The organism is Paraburkholderia sp. Clong3 (assembly GCF_050436485.1).
Lineage (GTDB): Bacteria > Pseudomonadota > Gammaproteobacteria > Burkholderiales > Burkholderiaceae > Paraburkholderia > Paraburkholderia tuberum.
The window spans coordinates 2,555,328-2,568,355 of sequence record NZ_JBNDMH010000003.1 but is presented as its reverse complement, the minus strand read 5'-3'; the positions used below and the strand labels follow the sequence as shown (position 1 = coordinate 2,568,355).

Genomic DNA, 13,028 nt, shown 5'->3' with positions numbered 1-13,028 from the left:
AGCGTGAAACAGAATCACAGATCGCGCGCCGAGGCATGCAGCGACCGGGCACCACCACGACCGAGCATAGGCGATATCACCGATGAACTCGATGTCGGTCAGCACGAAGCCGTTAGGACCCATCCAGCTCAGTTCAACATCCTGCAGCGGCGGCAGCGGTTGCGTATCTGCCGAGCCGGATTGCTGGAAGCTCGCCACCTTGCTGGTGCGCTTGTATTGCGCGGACTGTTCGTGATTGATGGTTACGTCGCCGCTTACGGGCTCGGCAGCTTCGATATCGCGTTTGTGCCGGTCTTCGCCGCGCTTGCGCATCGGTGTGGCAAGTACTCTCATGGGCTTCGTAATGGCTATCAGGATCAGGAATTCTCGGCACGGGGACAGCGCGAACAATTCCGGCGCCTTTACCGCGTGACTTGCAGAACCCCCATCATTGTCACAGCGTTTCGCCGCGCGATATCGCGATAGCAGTTGTTGAACAGGACGTGTGTGCGCGCCGTGCGCCCCGCAATGTCCTCAATCGGTGGCGCGAGTTCGCGAAGCTCGTCGTCGCTATAGTCATGGTTGAACCGTTCCGCCGCCGACTCGGCGCCGCTCAATGTCGACGCGTTGCGGCCATGCAGCCGTACGATCGCGAGTTCGGGCGACGTCGCTTCCCAAACTGAGTGCGCGCGCTTCGTCACGCCTTCCGGCGCACCGACAATCACGTGAACGAACCCGCGTTCACGCTCCATCGCAAGGGTTGACTCGCGGTGCTTATCGCTGAACCGGCTCTCGTGCCGAAATTCGAACGCGGTCACAAACGGGTGCATGCGCTCGGCGCAGTGCTCGACGTGCCTCATCGCTTTCGGTACTGCGGTTATCCAGTTCGGAAACTGGAATAGCACCGCGCCGAGTTTGCCCGCCACACGTGCAGTGGCTGCAGGGCCGCAAAGAAGCGCGCCCACAGTTCCTCGATAACTGGCGGCGGTACATCCTTGTAATAGAGATTCTTCTTGCCTGCTAGGCCATGCTGCCCCCGTTCATGCCGCAGGAAAAAGGAATTCGCTGGATGAGTGCCAGGGTTTGCTGAACTCGAAGGCGTGGAATTCACTGGATTGCAGGGCATGCCCATCGTGACCAAACCCGCCAGAAAGCAGCAATCTCCCTCCCGTCTCGCTGTAGACGCTCTCCAGTATGAACGCCTCGCGCTTGCCGCCTTCCATCTTTGCGACCGGCAGGGGCAGCAACTCCGACATCTGATTACACTTGCGACCTCGATGTTCAGGAGTCTTGCTGTGACTGTCGAGGAAAGACACGAACACCGCAACCTGCTAGAGCTGATGATCCAGATCGGCGAGAACTACCACGCGACCAACCGCTGCGATCAGGAACTGTTCACGGTGCTTGCGCTCGACGCCAAGGTGCTTCCTAACCGCCAACTGACACCGGCGGACGCGGCAGCGATTCTCGCTGACGCTGCGCAGGGCGCGAACGGGAAACTGGCGGCTATGGACGCCTCATGGACAAAGCACTAACCGGCGTCGATGACTTACGGAAAAAGCGGCTCAATGCCGCTTTTTTTGTTGACGGTGATATTGGAAAACTGCACCTGAAAATGAGATAGGCAGAGCAATTGTGAAATTCCGTCAAAACGGTTTTATCTCGAATTAAAGTAATTGACCGTGTCACGTTTTGGACGGTTAATTCGTCGGGTGTGTTCCGGAAAATCAGCAGAGGTCAGATGGAACAACAGAAACAGGATGAAACCGGGGGCAAGGAAGAGTGCCAGCTTTGCCGTATCACCTATTCAATCTACTCTAACTTTCCGCGAATGCCATCCGCGATGGCGCTCAACGCCAAAACCGGCGAATGGTTTCCGTTCGATAGGCTGAAGTCGTATTCGAACGGTTACGACATGGCTGAAGCCCTGGGTTACGCATGGGCGTGCGATTGTCGCGAGCGTGCCCCCAAGCGGTTCAATGAGCAGTTGGAGCTAAGAGACTCCACCGGCAAGCGACAGACGGGGGTGCGTTACCGGATACACGTCGGTTCGAGGGTCATCGCGAAAGGTGTCACCGATTCTCAGGGGCGTACCCAGCGTGTTTCGACAGATAACGCAAAGCAGGTGTCTATCGAAGTTGCCGGGCCATAGCGGTGGACACCAGGTAAGTCTCTTATCACGGGAGAGCAGATGACAAATGAATTCTTGAACAAAAATAGCCAATACCTCAAGACCGACGAGAATGAAGAATGGACCGAGATCGGCACAGCCATTACCAATACAACTCCTGGGTCAATATCCAATGTCGTAATCAATACGACGCCTATCTGTCCAAACATGAGCAACAAGGAATTCCGAAAGGAGGTCATGCGTGCCCGCGATATTGGTGTGGAGTTGGTCAAGCGACGCATCGAGGGTCTGGCGCGTTGGGACGAGAAGGAGCGGGCGCGCGTGACAACTTTCTTTGCCCGCGCAGACGACGCTACAAAAAAGGTACTGAGCGATGGACTGCCGCGATTGCTCGCGGCCATGCAGCAGTTAGTGCCAGAAAAGATTGTACGATTTGACAGTGAAACGAATAGGATGCTGTCGTGTGTACCCAAGCCGGATTCGGGTAAGAATCACGCCGCGGTCTGTAAGCCAGATTCGGAAAAGCGGGTTATTGCTATCTGTTCCGCGTTTTGCAGCAGTCCATTTGGCCAATTGTGGAAACCGTGCAAAATAAAAACAATAATCCACGAATGTACGCACTTCACGGATACGTTTAATTCGCGAGACGAGATCTATGTCGATACGGAATCCGGGGCGCGAATATGGGCGGAAAATCATCGAGAAGAGGCGATTCGAAACGCGGATAGCATAACCGGATATATAGCAACTTTCGATAAAGACGTAGAGGAAAAGAAATGAGCTTTCGCTACCGCACACTTGTCGCTGTGCTTAGCTTATGCGCTGGTCTTTGCGGACCAGTTTTCGCAGAACAATCAATCAACGCCGTGGCGAAGCATAGGCCATCCAGCACTGGATGTCGCTTCGTGGAGCACGTTGAACTGCAATTGCCGTTCAACACCATTGCGCTCTCGAAGGATAACCGGCTGTCAATCGAAAAGGCTGTGAAAGAGGCGCAGAAATGGCCGGACGTGAGGATTCAGGCAATTGTAATCGCTGGCGCATATATCGGCGAGCGCGATCTGGATATCTTGCAGGATCGCCGTGGCGAGGTGGTGAAAGGATATCTGAGGAAACTTGGAATCCCGAGTGGAGACATATATGTAGAGCCTAAAACTCTGACCGATGTGTTTGCGCAAAAACTTCCCGATGGTAGCACTCGTGTTAATCAAATCGAAATCGAATTAAGTCCGATTTGCAAGGGTAGCTGCGAATGGATGTGCGACGATCCACGGCTTTGGCCACCTACCACGCCTACCAACCCGTAAGCACACGAACAGGGCCCCGCCTCGGCGGGGCCATTTGAAGGTAGATCACGCAGGCAAGCGGCACCACCACGACTGGGCATAGGCGACGTCACCGATGAACTAGATGCCGGTGAGCACAAAGCCGTTTGGCCGCGAGTGTCGCAAAATGGCCGAACTTAGCCGGACCATCAGACATCGTCTGCCCGACCAAGTCCAGACTTCTACACCTGAAGAACTCATTGGCTGTTCGCTTGGGTTGCGAAGACTTCCATGGGGAATTCAGGCAATGGCGCTTCGTTCACCGCGCAGCGAACGCCTGCATCCATTCCAGTCTTCAGCCGAATGCCGCAGCAGCAGATGACCAAACATCACTACTTTCGGCGCGTAAACCGCATTGGGCGCAGCGGTAAAAGCTTCGGCCGTCAGGGGAGCTTCCCAGTAACACCTGGCCAAGACATGATTGGCAGCAATGTGCCGGTGGGCGACATCCGCGTCAGTCTAGCGATTTCGCGCCGGCAATCAGGCCATCAAGTATCTTCGCCGTGGCTTTGCGGTCCGGATAGGCCCTGCGATTGCTGCTCCCACCGGGTGACTACATCGAGGCGGCGAAAACCATAACGCTGTTCAAGTGCGTCGAGCGTGGCGCAGCGGCGCAGGTCGTCAAAAAGCAGCGAGGACTCACGGAGATTCGATGCACGCGAGCGCCGGCAGGTGGCGGCGCCAGTGCTTCTGTTTTCTTCCGATCACGTGCACGAGTCGTAGTCACGCACTCAGACGGTTCGGTCCATTGGGTAGCTCGTCCGGATACATCTGTTCGGCTGCCAGCCTTGGGACGATCCTCGGCGGCGGCGCGCATCGGATGGCACTGGGGATAACGGTGTTGAATTTGCGATGGCGGGTTCAGTTCGTCGCCGGTATTCAAGTCAGTTCAGACATAATGTAGAAAACGTCGCCGGAGTTCACCCGCTCATGAAGTCTCGTTGCTTGGCAGCAGTTCTCGTCGTTCTCGCTACCGGCTGCACATCGACTCCGGCGAACAATCAGCCGGCGGTCGATACGAACGCCTACATCCTGCACGTTCCAGACGGCGCACCGTCCACTGACTCCACGTCAAGACCACCGAGACTCACTGTCGGCACCAGCTATTCCGACACGCAACTTATTCTGCCTTGGTTCCTCAACGACATCATCAACTTCGTCAACTATCGCTAGTCCGGTGCGCGGGGGCACTCGGGTGACGAGATCACTTTCGGGGTTCCTTCGCCTATCCTTACACTGAGAAATCCTTCAGGCACGCTTTGCGGGAACGGGCGCAGCACCCGATTTCATTTGGCGAACGTGGATGGACACGCGATACTTATAGGCCGTAGTACCCTTCGCAGACTCGGTCAATGGCGGCCGGGCCTGCGTTCGAGCTCTTTCTTCAACTCGCAGCCAGGATCAAAGCCGACGGAATACCAGGCTGGCATTGACGCCCCCAAAAACCAAAGCCATTGGAGATCGCATATTCCGTCGATATCTTGCGGGCCGATCCGCTGACAATGTCGATGCCTTCCGCTGTCGGAACAGGCCGTGTCAAGTTGAGTGTAGGAGGCGCAAGCTGGTCACGCAGCGCAAGCACGGTGAAGATTGCTTCCACGCCGCCAGCCGTCCCAAGCAGATGTCCTGTCGAGGACTTGGTGGCTGACACGGCGGGACCTCGACCTATTCCAAATATAGCCTTTATGGCAGCCAGCTCACTAATGTCGCCTACCGGCGTGGACGTCGCATGGGCGTTCAAACGCCCGATCAGCTTTGGTTCAAGGTTCGCCTGCTGGATCGCCAGTTCCATCGCTCGTCATCCGCCGGCACCGTCTTCGGGCGGAGACGTCATATGGTGTGCGTCGGCGCTCGTGCCATAACCGAGCACTTCCGCAATCGGAGCGGCGCCTCGCCGCAATGCGTGCTCCAGTTCTTCTATGACGAGCATGCCGGCACCTTCTCCCATGACAAAGCCATCTCGTCCAGCGTCGAACGGGCGGGATGCCTGTCTGGGATGGTCATTAAAGCCCGTGGACATGGTTCTTGCGGCGGCGAATGCCCCCAGGCTGACTCGATCGATGCAGGCCTCCGCTCCGTCACACACGGCAATATCGGCTTCGTCAGCACGAATCAGGCGTGCTGCGTCGCCAATGGCCTGTGCGCTGGCAGCACATGCAGTAACCGGCGCGCCGAGGGGACCACGAAAGCCGTGGCGGATGGATATTTGGCCAGCTGCCATATTGGCCAAACTGGGAACGGTGAAAGGTGAACGCGGAATTTTCCTCGGTATGCCCGCTTGTGTGCACCGCCAGCGGCAACAAAAGGCGCGCGGGGCGATCCTGCGGTTAGCGTGGCTAGAAACAGCGGGCGGGTGTGACAGTAGTGCTGGCGTGACAGCGCGTATGACTCAAATCGGCCAGGTGAACTATCATGGTAGAAGCTGCATTCATCAGCGCAGGAGCACATCATGACCTCCAATCCATCCGCTGAGCCGACCGGCACCTCTCTCGACCCCGCGCAAACTTCCGCCGGCAAGACTCGCCAGCCCGATCCGAAGGGCCTGAAAAATCCGACCCCAGACGACCTTCCTAACGCCGACGCGGCAGAGCCCGAGCCTCACGAGCACCTCCCGTCCAGAAGCGACGACAACTGATTCAACACAGCCGGTGCCGACGTCGTCCGCATGACAATCCACGCGGCAGGTTCGCGAGTGGATCGCGCATGCTTTCGCGCCGACGCCTTGAAGTCGGGGAGCGCTCGCGGTTCACGCAAATGGCTCGATGCATTTCGTCCAACAAAGTCACGGCCCAGTTTGAACCGCACAGGAGCAAATCATGCAGAACGTGCTGGTAGGTTATGACGGGTCGGCGTCCGCGCAACATGCCGTTGCTTTCGCGGTCGATCTCGCGAAGCGTTTCGACGCGCGCTTGCATGTGCTCGTCGTCGCGCGCACGCCGGACTGGGGTGCGATAGAAGTTGAGCGAAAAAATCTGATCGATCTGGAAGTGCGCCATGCCACCGCGATCCTCGACGACATGAAGGCGAAGCTCGCCGCTTCGATCGGGGCCGTGGAGTTCGATCTCGTGGTCGGCCCGCCGGCAAAGGAGATCGTGCTGTACGCGGAGCGGCATGCTATCGACCATCTCGTGGTGGGGCATCGCGGACATACGCCGTTCGATCGCTGGCTGATCGGTTCGGTCGCCCGCCAGGTGCTCGCCTACGCGCCGTGCGCGGTCACCATCGTGCGCGATCCGGCGACGATGAAAAAATCGCGGCATGAGAGCGAAGCACCATCGGCATAAAATCCGCAAACTGCTGCAGATGATGGGCTCAGGACAAACGCGACCGATTTCGCAAGCTGGAAGCAGCTTGAGCGTAGAGACGCAGAGAACGCTTGCGTTAACGAACAAAAGCTCGCATGGCCGCGCCTATCAGCTCGTTGCCGAAACGCCGGAGCTCATGATTCGCATGCTGATCGTGGGTTACTGCTTCGGTGTCCGGTCCGAGCGACGGCTATGCGAAGACCTTTGAGCTTCCCCGACGACATCATCAACTTCGTCAACTGTCGCCAGGCATCGAGCGCGTCGCGCGGCTCTTCACATGATCGATGAACGCACGCAGCTTCGGCATGATCTGGCGGCGGCTCGGATAGTAGAGAAACACGCCCGGGACCATCGGCGCGTACGCCTTCAGAACGTGCACCAGCTTTCCCGTTCGCAACCCCTCGGCGGCCATCGGCTCGGGTAGCTGGGCAAGGCCAACGCCTTCGATCGCCGCGCCCAGCACGCTCGGAAAATCGCTGGCGATGAAAGGACCGGAGACGGCGATCTCGATCGGCTGGCCGTTATCGTTGAACGACCACAACGCGAGCGCGCCGCTGGAGCGCCGCCAGCGAATGCATGCATGCTCGCGCAGATCGTCCATTTGCTCGGGGCGGCCGCGCGCCGCGAAATAGGCAGGACTTCCCACGACGACAAAACGGAACGGTGCCGTGAGCGGCACCGCGACCATGTCGGCGGCGACGAACTGGCCGAGCCGGATGCCGGCGTCGAAGCCTTCCGTCGCGAGATCGATCAGCTCCTTGCTGGCCGCTATTTCCACCTCGACCTCGGGATTGGCCTTGCAGAATGACGCGATCAGCGGCTCCAGCAGGATCGGCACGACTGCACGCGGCACGGAAAGACGCAACAGGCCGGACGGTCGCTCGCCGAGTCCGCGCGCCACCTCGCTGGCGGCGACGAGTTCCTCGAAGGCGGGCTTGGCCCGAGCGAGAAAGCGCTCGCCGGCTTCGGTCAAGCCGACGCTGCGCGTGGTGCGGATGAAGAGCGTCGCACCGAGGCGGGCTTCGAGCACACGCACCGCCTGACTGACGGCCGACGGCGTCACGCCCAGTTGCGCGGCGGCCCCGCGAAAACTGCGATGCTCGGCAACGCTGAGGAAGACTTCGACGCCGTCGAGCGCGCCCTGCCTGACTGTGAAGTTCTGCTTCATAGCCTGTCAACATTGTGAGGAATAGTCACCCGCGCGAGACGATGGTACACCTAACACCTGCGCGTCCACCTTTCGACAGGAGGCATCATGGCACCGCGGCTTCTCTTTCAGTTGCATCTCGTTCTGGGCTATGTCGCCTGGCTATTGTGCTTCGGCACCTACGTCTGGCCGAAGCTCAAGTCGATGGCTCCATTCGACGCGCAACGCGCGATCGCCACGTTGCACAGCTTCCGCTTCTTCGGGCTCGCCTTTCTGTTGCCTGGTGTCGTCAGTCCGCAACTGTCCGCGAGCTTCGCCGTGTTCGCCGCCTATGGGGATTTCGCCACGGGGGTGCTGGCGATGCTGGCGTTGCTGACGGCCCGGATACGTCCGCTTTTCTGGTCGTTCGTCGTCGCTTTCAATCTGGTTGGTATGGCCGACCTGATCATCGACTACTACCACGCAACCGCGGCCGATCTGCCCGCGCATGCAGGCGAGCTGGGCGCCTTGTACGCGATTCCGATCATCTATGTGCCGACGCTGGCGATCACGCATGTTGCCGCCTTCTATCTGATGTTGCGCCCTCGGCTGAAGCGGCGTCACGCCCGTCCTTCCGTCGGCCGTGACATTTCCCAGGCGTAGCCTGCCGCACTGGCCGCAGTTCGGCCACGTAACGAGGAATCCGATCAGCATCGAGCGACGTTTTTACGCCTTCCACCTGCGTTATGCTGTCGGTCGTCGAGTCGATGCTCGCGGCCTGAAAGAAGCAGGTGCGCAAACCCGGCCTGATGCGGCCGGGTGGTACCCTTCACCGGCACTTCCGGCTTTCGTGCATGCGACCTGCTTCTCGCGTCCCTTGGCCCGACGACGCGAGCAAACGCCCGGAACGACCACTGAACTCAGCGAGGTGCCGACGTGAAATACTGCATGCTATTTCTGCCGCTCGTTCTCGCCGCCTGCGCACAGGCACCGGAAGTGACAGCGCCGGCGCCATCGGCAACCACTGCGGCCGCCAACCCGGCGTCGCCGACCGGCACCGATCTGTTGACCCGATACCACTGGCAACTGAACAACGCGATCGATCGCAATGGCACGCACATCGATGCCCTGTTCGTCCGCCCAGACAGGCCAGTGCAGCTCGACTTCAGTCCGTACCGGATCACCGTCGTCAATAGCTGCAACAGCATGGGAGCGGGTTACACCGTCAGGAAAGGGTATTTGCAGATCGGCCCGATGGTCAGCACGATGATGGCCTGCCACGATGCCGCGCTTGCCGCACTCGACGATGCGATCTCGCAGCGTGTGCGCGGCAGCGTCAACGTGACCCTGCTCGCGCGGGACAACGCGCCGAGCCTGCAACTGGTCACCGATAGCGGCGACACGCTGAGCTTTAGCGGTGTGCCCACGGCCGAGACGCGCTACGGCGGCCCCGGTCAAATAGCGTTCCTTGAAGTGGCGGCGCAGTCCGTGCCGTGTAACCATCCGTTGATGCCGAACGCGCAATGTCTGCTCGTGCGCGATCGCTTCTTCGACGAGCAGGGCCTGGCGACCGGCACGCCTGGTCCGTGGCACCCGTTGAATCAGGATATCGAAGGCTATACGCACACGCCGGGCATCCGTAACGTCGTGCGCGTGAAGCGTTTCACAGTCAGGAACCCGCCTGCCGATGGGCCGTCGGTCGCTTATGTGCTGGACCTGGTCGTCGAATCGGAGAAGGTCGGGCAGTAATGCTTCTTCAAACGTGCCGCCAGGCACATTGGCGGCACGGCTCCCCACCAGCGTGACTTCACCCTTTCTGAATCAGCCGTCCCAGCGGCGCGAGCGGTCCCACCGGCAGGTATTCATACTTCATCAGCCCGTCAGCCACGAGCGGCAACGCGTTGAGTATTGCCTTGGCCTCGTCGACCGACCCGACGTTCATCAGGAAAATCGGTCCGGCCTTGTCGCGGAACCAGAACTGCTCGACCTTGCCGTCGAGATAAAGCTGGAGCGTGGCCGGCACCTCGTGGGGCATGTGCTGCTGGAGCTTGTCCGGCGTGAGGGTCGGTTGTGCGGTTGCGATGGCGAAAACTTTCATCAGTGACCTCCTGGGTCGACGTTGGTTGCGATGTACAACGGGGCTCACTGTAGCCCTCGGCCGGGAAAAGCTGTATCGTCGCAAATGACAACTTTAGGGTCATTTACGCCATGCGCATCGCCGTGCTCGCCTTGCAGGGGCTGTTCGACACCGGTCTCACCGTCATGCTCGACGCGTTCTCGCTCGCCAACCGGTTCGCGGCCGCGAAGATGGGCGGTCGGCCGCACTTCGAACTGTCGGTCGTCGGTGTGCGCAAGAAGGTTCGCTCAGGGCAGGGGCTGACCATCCCCGTGCAAGCGATCACCGCGGACCTGAAGCCGGACTGGGTGATCATTCCCGCGCTCAGTACCGGTACGCCGGAGCAGCTGGTACCCGCGCTCGAGCGGCCGGACGTGCGCGACGCCAGGGTGCAAATGCTGGCATGGCATGCACAGGGCACGTTGATCGCCGCGTCGTGCATCGGCACGTTCCTCGTCGCGGAAACCGGACTCCTCGATCATCGCGAAGCGACCACGACCTGGTGGCTGGGTCCATTGTTCCGGCAACGCTATCCGGCCGTGTTGCTCGACGAGTCGCGCATGCTGGTGCCATCGGACGTCGGTGTGACTGCGGGCGCGGCGATGGGGCATCTCGATCTCGCGCTGTGGTTGATCCGCCGCGCGAGCCCCGAGCTGGCTACGCTCGTGTCGCGCTACCTGCTCGCCGACCTGCGCTCATCGCAGGCGCCGTACATCATCCCGAACCATCTGGCTCAGGCCGATCCGCTGATTCAGCGTTTCGAGCGATGGGCGCGCGATCATCTGAAGGAAGGGTTCTCGCTGCAGCATGCTGCGGCCGCACTGGCGACGAGCGCGCGTACGCTGCAGCGTCGTTGCCAGGACGTGCTCGGCAAATCGCCATTGGCTTACTTTCAGGATCTGCGTGTCGAGTATGCGCAGTCGCTGCTGCATGGCAGCGGCCTCGGCATCGACGCGATTGCGGCCGAGGTCGGCTATGTCGACGGTGCCACGTTGCGCACGCTGTTGCGCCAACGGCTCGGCAAAGGCGTGCGCGATCTTCGTGCGGATCTGCGTTGAAGGCTATAGCGAGCGCGGCAGCGAAGCCGATTGCAAAGTCGACTCTTACGCGCTTTCCGGATCGCAACCGACGATTGAATGTGCTGGCCGCCTGGCTGCAATGCATGCCGTGGCCCGCCGGCGGCTCGCGGCACGCCGCTTGCTATGCACCGCATTGCCGTATACCTTCGCGCCTCACATCCACCAGCGCAGACACGGCGTGCGAGATGAAGCCGACTCGTGCGACCGCGTCTCCAAACCAAGATGGAGACAGTCATGCCCATGCAGCGCGCCGTTCCGTCATCCTTCTCTTTTGTTCCCGTCATTTCCGTCGCGTCATTGCTCGCGGTTCTATCGTTGAGCGGCTGTGGGGGCAGTGACAACATTCAGTCGACCGCCGCCGCGCCGCTTAGCTGCGCGCAGCTGACCGGCAAGAACGTGCCGGCGTCAGCAATCGGTTTGCCGACCACCGGCGCGACCGTGACCGCAGCGACCGTGATGCCCGCGTCCGGCTCGGGCGCGCAAGCGACCGGCGAGTATTGCCTCGTCAGCGGCGCGATCAGTCCCGTCGATCCCGCGGCGCCGCAAATCAAATTCCAGATCGCGATGCCGACCAACTGGAACAGCAAGATCATGATGTTCGGCGGCGGCGGCTACGACGGCACGATTCCCGCGCCGACAGGCAACGTGCCGGCCGGCCCGACCGCGCAACTGACTCCGCTTGGCCGCGGCTACGCGGTGTTCGCGAGTGACTCGGGACACGAGGCCAATGCGCTCGGCAGCGAGGACGCGTCGTTCGGCGTGAACGACGAAGCGATGCAGAACTTCAACGGCGACGCACTGAAGAAAACCCGCGACGCGGCCGTCTATCTGATCGACGCGCGCTATGCGGTGAAGGCGCCGAAGCGGGCGTATTTCGCGGGCGGCTCGTCGGGCGGACGCGAGGCGCTGGCAGTGGTGCAACGCTGGCCGCAGGATTGGGACGGCTCGATCGTGCTGTATCCGGCATGGGCGGCCGCGAGCCTCGATCTGCAGTTCGGCCGCATCACGCGCGCACTGGCGGCGCCGGGTGCCTATCTCGACCAGGCGAAGCGCAAGGTGCTGCTCGACACGGTGCTCGCGAGTTGCGACGCGCTCGACGGCGTTGCCGACGGTCTGATCAGCAACGTCGCCGCGTGCAACGCAACCTTCAATCCTGCGACGGCGACGCTGAACGGCGCGCCGCTGCGTTGCGCGGGCGGCGCCGATACCGGCGACACCTGTCTGTCCGACGCGCAGATCGCGGCGCTGAACGTGTACAACACGGCGATCACGTTCGGCTACACGCTCGCGAGCGGCGAGACGCAGTATCCGGGCTTCAACGTGTACGGCGCCGATCTCGGCATCGCGAATCCTTCGGCGTTGCAGCCGACAGTGACCACGCTCGCGCTCGGCATGTCACAGCCCGCATCGCCGATGCCCACGACCGCGCCGTATCTGAGCGTGTTCTGGGACCAGTGGATCCGCTACTTCGTCACGCGCGACCCGAACTACAACTCGCTCGCCGTCGATCCGCAGAATCCGGGCAGTCTGCAGGCGCGCATCAGTCAGCTGACGGGCCTGCAGGACGTCAACAAGACGGATCTGTCGGCCTTCAATGCGAAGGGCGGCAAGATCCTGATGGCGCACGGCATGGCCGACGCGCTCGTCAGCACGCGTTCGACCGAGCAGTACTATCAGCGTCTGCAAGCGACGATGGGCGTGTCCACCGTGGCGAACTTCGTGCGCTTCTACGAGATTCCCGGCTATGGCCATGCGGTCAGTACCGTGTTCAACGCGTCGTGGGATTCGCTGACGACGCTCGAAAACTGGGTCGAAAACGGCGTGGTGCCGCCCGCGCAGATCGTCGCCGATACGGCGGGCGTGCCCGGACGCACACGGCCGCTGTGCCAATATCCGACCTTTCCGCGCTATAACGGCTCGGGCGACGTGAACGTCGCGGCGAATTTCACCTGCGCAAGCCAGTAGGC

General features: G+C 60.8%; 15 protein-coding genes and 3 pseudogenes. 13 read left to right on the top strand and 5 right to left on the bottom strand.

Annotated elements, in window-relative coordinates; translation table 11 throughout:
• The first annotated feature begins 3 nt into the window (after positions 1–3).
• Positions 4–465 (top strand): hypothetical protein, encoded by a 462-nt coding sequence (locus OKW30_RS35130; RefSeq protein ID WP_429349240.1) that lies wholly within the window; start codon positions 4–6, stop codon positions 463–465.
• On the opposite strand, the pseudogene OKW30_RS35125 reads toward OKW30_RS35130, so the two are convergent.
• Positions 402–1,000, bottom strand: a pseudogene (locus OKW30_RS35125) (DUF72 domain-containing protein); the annotation flags it as partial. The gene OKW30_RS35130 and the pseudogene OKW30_RS35125 sit on opposite strands and share 64 nt — an antisense overlap.
• Positions 1,001–1,019: 19 nt before the next feature.
• Positions 1,020–1,235: a hypothetical protein gene (locus tag OKW30_RS35120; protein ID WP_429349239.1), complete on the bottom strand. Its 216-nt coding sequence runs from the start codon at positions 1,233–1,235 to the stop codon at positions 1,020–1,022.
• Between the two features lie 39 nt (positions 1,236–1,274).
• Here OKW30_RS35120 and OKW30_RS35115 point away from each other — a divergent pair, with 39 nt between their 5' ends.
• The 5 genes from OKW30_RS35115 (at position 1,275) to OKW30_RS35095 (ending at position 4,608) form a co-directional block, all read left to right on the top strand.
• Positions 1,275–1,514, top strand: a complete 240-nt coding sequence (locus OKW30_RS35115) for a hypothetical protein (RefSeq protein WP_429349221.1) — start codon at positions 1,275–1,277, stop codon at positions 1,512–1,514.
• Positions 1,515–1,720: 206 nt separating this feature from the next.
• Positions 1,721–2,131 (top strand): hypothetical protein, encoded by a 411-nt coding sequence (locus OKW30_RS35110; RefSeq protein WP_429348893.1) that lies wholly within the window; start codon positions 1,721–1,723, stop codon positions 2,129–2,131.
• A gap of 39 nt (positions 2,132–2,170) precedes the next feature.
• Positions 2,171–2,890 carry a M35 family metallo-endopeptidase gene (locus OKW30_RS35105; RefSeq protein ID WP_429348892.1) on the top strand — a complete coding sequence of 240 codons (720 nt, stop codon included), beginning with the start codon at positions 2,171–2,173 and terminating at the stop codon, positions 2,888–2,890.
• The gene (locus OKW30_RS35100; protein WP_429348891.1) at positions 2,887–3,417 is read left to right on the top strand and encodes a hypothetical protein; all 531 of its coding nucleotides are present in this window, start codon (positions 2,887–2,889) and stop codon (positions 3,415–3,417) included. Before OKW30_RS35105 ends, OKW30_RS35100 begins: the two co-directional genes overlap by 4 nt.
• Before the next feature lie 963 nt (positions 3,418–4,380).
• Positions 4,381–4,608, top strand: a complete 228-nt coding sequence (locus tag OKW30_RS35095) for a hypothetical protein (protein WP_260335510.1) — start codon at positions 4,381–4,383, stop codon at positions 4,606–4,608.
• A gap of 228 nt (positions 4,609–4,836) precedes the next feature.
• Here OKW30_RS35095 and OKW30_RS35090 read toward each other — a convergent pair.
• Positions 4,837–5,686 (bottom strand): annotated as a pseudogene (locus OKW30_RS35090) (beta-ketoacyl-ACP synthase II); the annotation flags it as partial.
• 198 nt (positions 5,687–5,884) lie between these two features.
• Between OKW30_RS35090 and OKW30_RS35085 the strand changes: the two are divergent.
• From OKW30_RS35085 to OKW30_RS35075, 3 genes and pseudogenes are all read left to right on the top strand, one after another.
• Positions 5,885–6,070, top strand: a complete 186-nt coding sequence (locus OKW30_RS35085; RefSeq protein ID WP_184063148.1) for a hypothetical protein — start codon at positions 5,885–5,887, stop codon at positions 6,068–6,070.
• A 181-nt stretch (positions 6,071–6,251) separates the two neighbouring features.
• A complete protein-coding gene (locus OKW30_RS35080) occupies positions 6,252–6,719 on the top strand; it encodes a universal stress protein (RefSeq protein WP_184063146.1) in 468 nt (155 codons plus the stop codon).
• Positions 6,720–6,867: 148 nt separating this feature from the next.
• Positions 6,868–6,945: pseudogene (locus OKW30_RS35075) on the top strand (transposase); the annotation flags it as partial.
• 30 nt (positions 6,946–6,975) lie between these two features.
• Here OKW30_RS35075 and OKW30_RS35070 read toward each other — a convergent pair.
• On the bottom strand, positions 6,976–7,908 hold the full coding sequence (locus OKW30_RS35070) for a LysR family transcriptional regulator (protein WP_184025135.1): 933 nt from the start codon (positions 7,906–7,908) through the stop codon (positions 6,976–6,978).
• Between the two features lie 87 nt (positions 7,909–7,995).
• On the opposite strand from OKW30_RS35070, the gene OKW30_RS35065 reads away from it, so the two are divergent.
• Positions 7,996–8,529 (top strand): hypothetical protein, encoded by a 534-nt coding sequence (locus tag OKW30_RS35065; RefSeq protein ID WP_184063142.1) that lies wholly within the window; start codon positions 7,996–7,998, stop codon positions 8,527–8,529.
• Between the two features lie 273 nt (positions 8,530–8,802).
• Positions 8,803–9,615 carry a DUF4377 domain-containing protein gene (locus OKW30_RS35060; protein ID WP_316251884.1) on the top strand — a complete coding sequence of 271 codons (813 nt, stop codon included), beginning with the start codon at positions 8,803–8,805 and terminating at the stop codon, positions 9,613–9,615.
• A gap of 58 nt (positions 9,616–9,673) precedes the next feature.
• Here OKW30_RS35060 and OKW30_RS35055 read toward each other — a convergent pair whose 3' ends face one another.
• The gene (locus OKW30_RS35055) at positions 9,674–9,964 is read right to left on the bottom strand and encodes a hypothetical protein (RefSeq protein WP_184025141.1); all 291 of its coding nucleotides are present in this window, start codon (positions 9,962–9,964) and stop codon (positions 9,674–9,676) included.
• A 110-nt stretch (positions 9,965–10,074) separates the two neighbouring features.
• Here OKW30_RS35055 and OKW30_RS35050 point away from each other — a divergent pair, with 110 nt between their 5' ends.
• Entirely contained in the window at positions 10,075–11,040 is a 966-nt protein-coding gene (locus OKW30_RS35050) for a GlxA family transcriptional regulator (protein WP_184025144.1), read from the top strand.
• A 261-nt stretch (positions 11,041–11,301) separates the two neighbouring features.
• On the top strand, positions 11,302–13,026 hold the full coding sequence (locus tag OKW30_RS35045; protein ID WP_429349220.1) for a tannase/feruloyl esterase family alpha/beta hydrolase: 1,725 nt from the start codon (positions 11,302–11,304) through the stop codon (positions 13,024–13,026).
• Positions 13,027–13,028 lie beyond the last annotated feature (2 nt).

Coding starts and splice junctions, on each gene's coding strand:
- OKW30_RS35080 (WP_184063146.1), top strand. CDS start 6,252: ATGCAGAACGTGCTGGTAGGTTATGACGGGTCGGCGTCCGCGCAACAT.
- OKW30_RS35110 (WP_429348893.1), top strand. CDS start 1,721: ATGGAACAACAGAAACAGGATGAAACCGGGGGCAAGGAAGAGTGCCAG.
- OKW30_RS35070 (WP_184025135.1), bottom strand. CDS start 7,908: ATGAAGCAGAACTTCACAGTCAGGCAGGGCGCGCTCGACGGCGTCGAA.
- OKW30_RS35055 (WP_184025141.1), bottom strand. CDS start 9,964: ATGAAAGTTTTCGCCATCGCAACCGCACAACCGACCCTCACGCCGGAC.
- OKW30_RS35065 (WP_184063142.1), top strand. CDS start 7,996: ATGGCACCGCGGCTTCTCTTTCAGTTGCATCTCGTTCTGGGCTATGTC.
- OKW30_RS35120 (WP_429349239.1), bottom strand. CDS start 1,235: ATGTCGGAGTTGCTGCCCCTGCCGGTCGCAAAGATGGAAGGCGGCAAG.
- OKW30_RS35105 (WP_429348892.1), top strand. CDS start 2,171: ATGACAAATGAATTCTTGAACAAAAATAGCCAATACCTCAAGACCGAC.
- OKW30_RS35050 (WP_184025144.1), top strand. CDS start 10,075: ATGCGCATCGCCGTGCTCGCCTTGCAGGGGCTGTTCGACACCGGTCTC.
- OKW30_RS35045 (WP_429349220.1), top strand. CDS start 11,302: ATGCAGCGCGCCGTTCCGTCATCCTTCTCTTTTGTTCCCGTCATTTCC.
- OKW30_RS35085 (WP_184063148.1), top strand. CDS start 5,885: ATGACCTCCAATCCATCCGCTGAGCCGACCGGCACCTCTCTCGACCCC.
- OKW30_RS35100 (WP_429348891.1), top strand. CDS start 2,887: ATGAGCTTTCGCTACCGCACACTTGTCGCTGTGCTTAGCTTATGCGCT.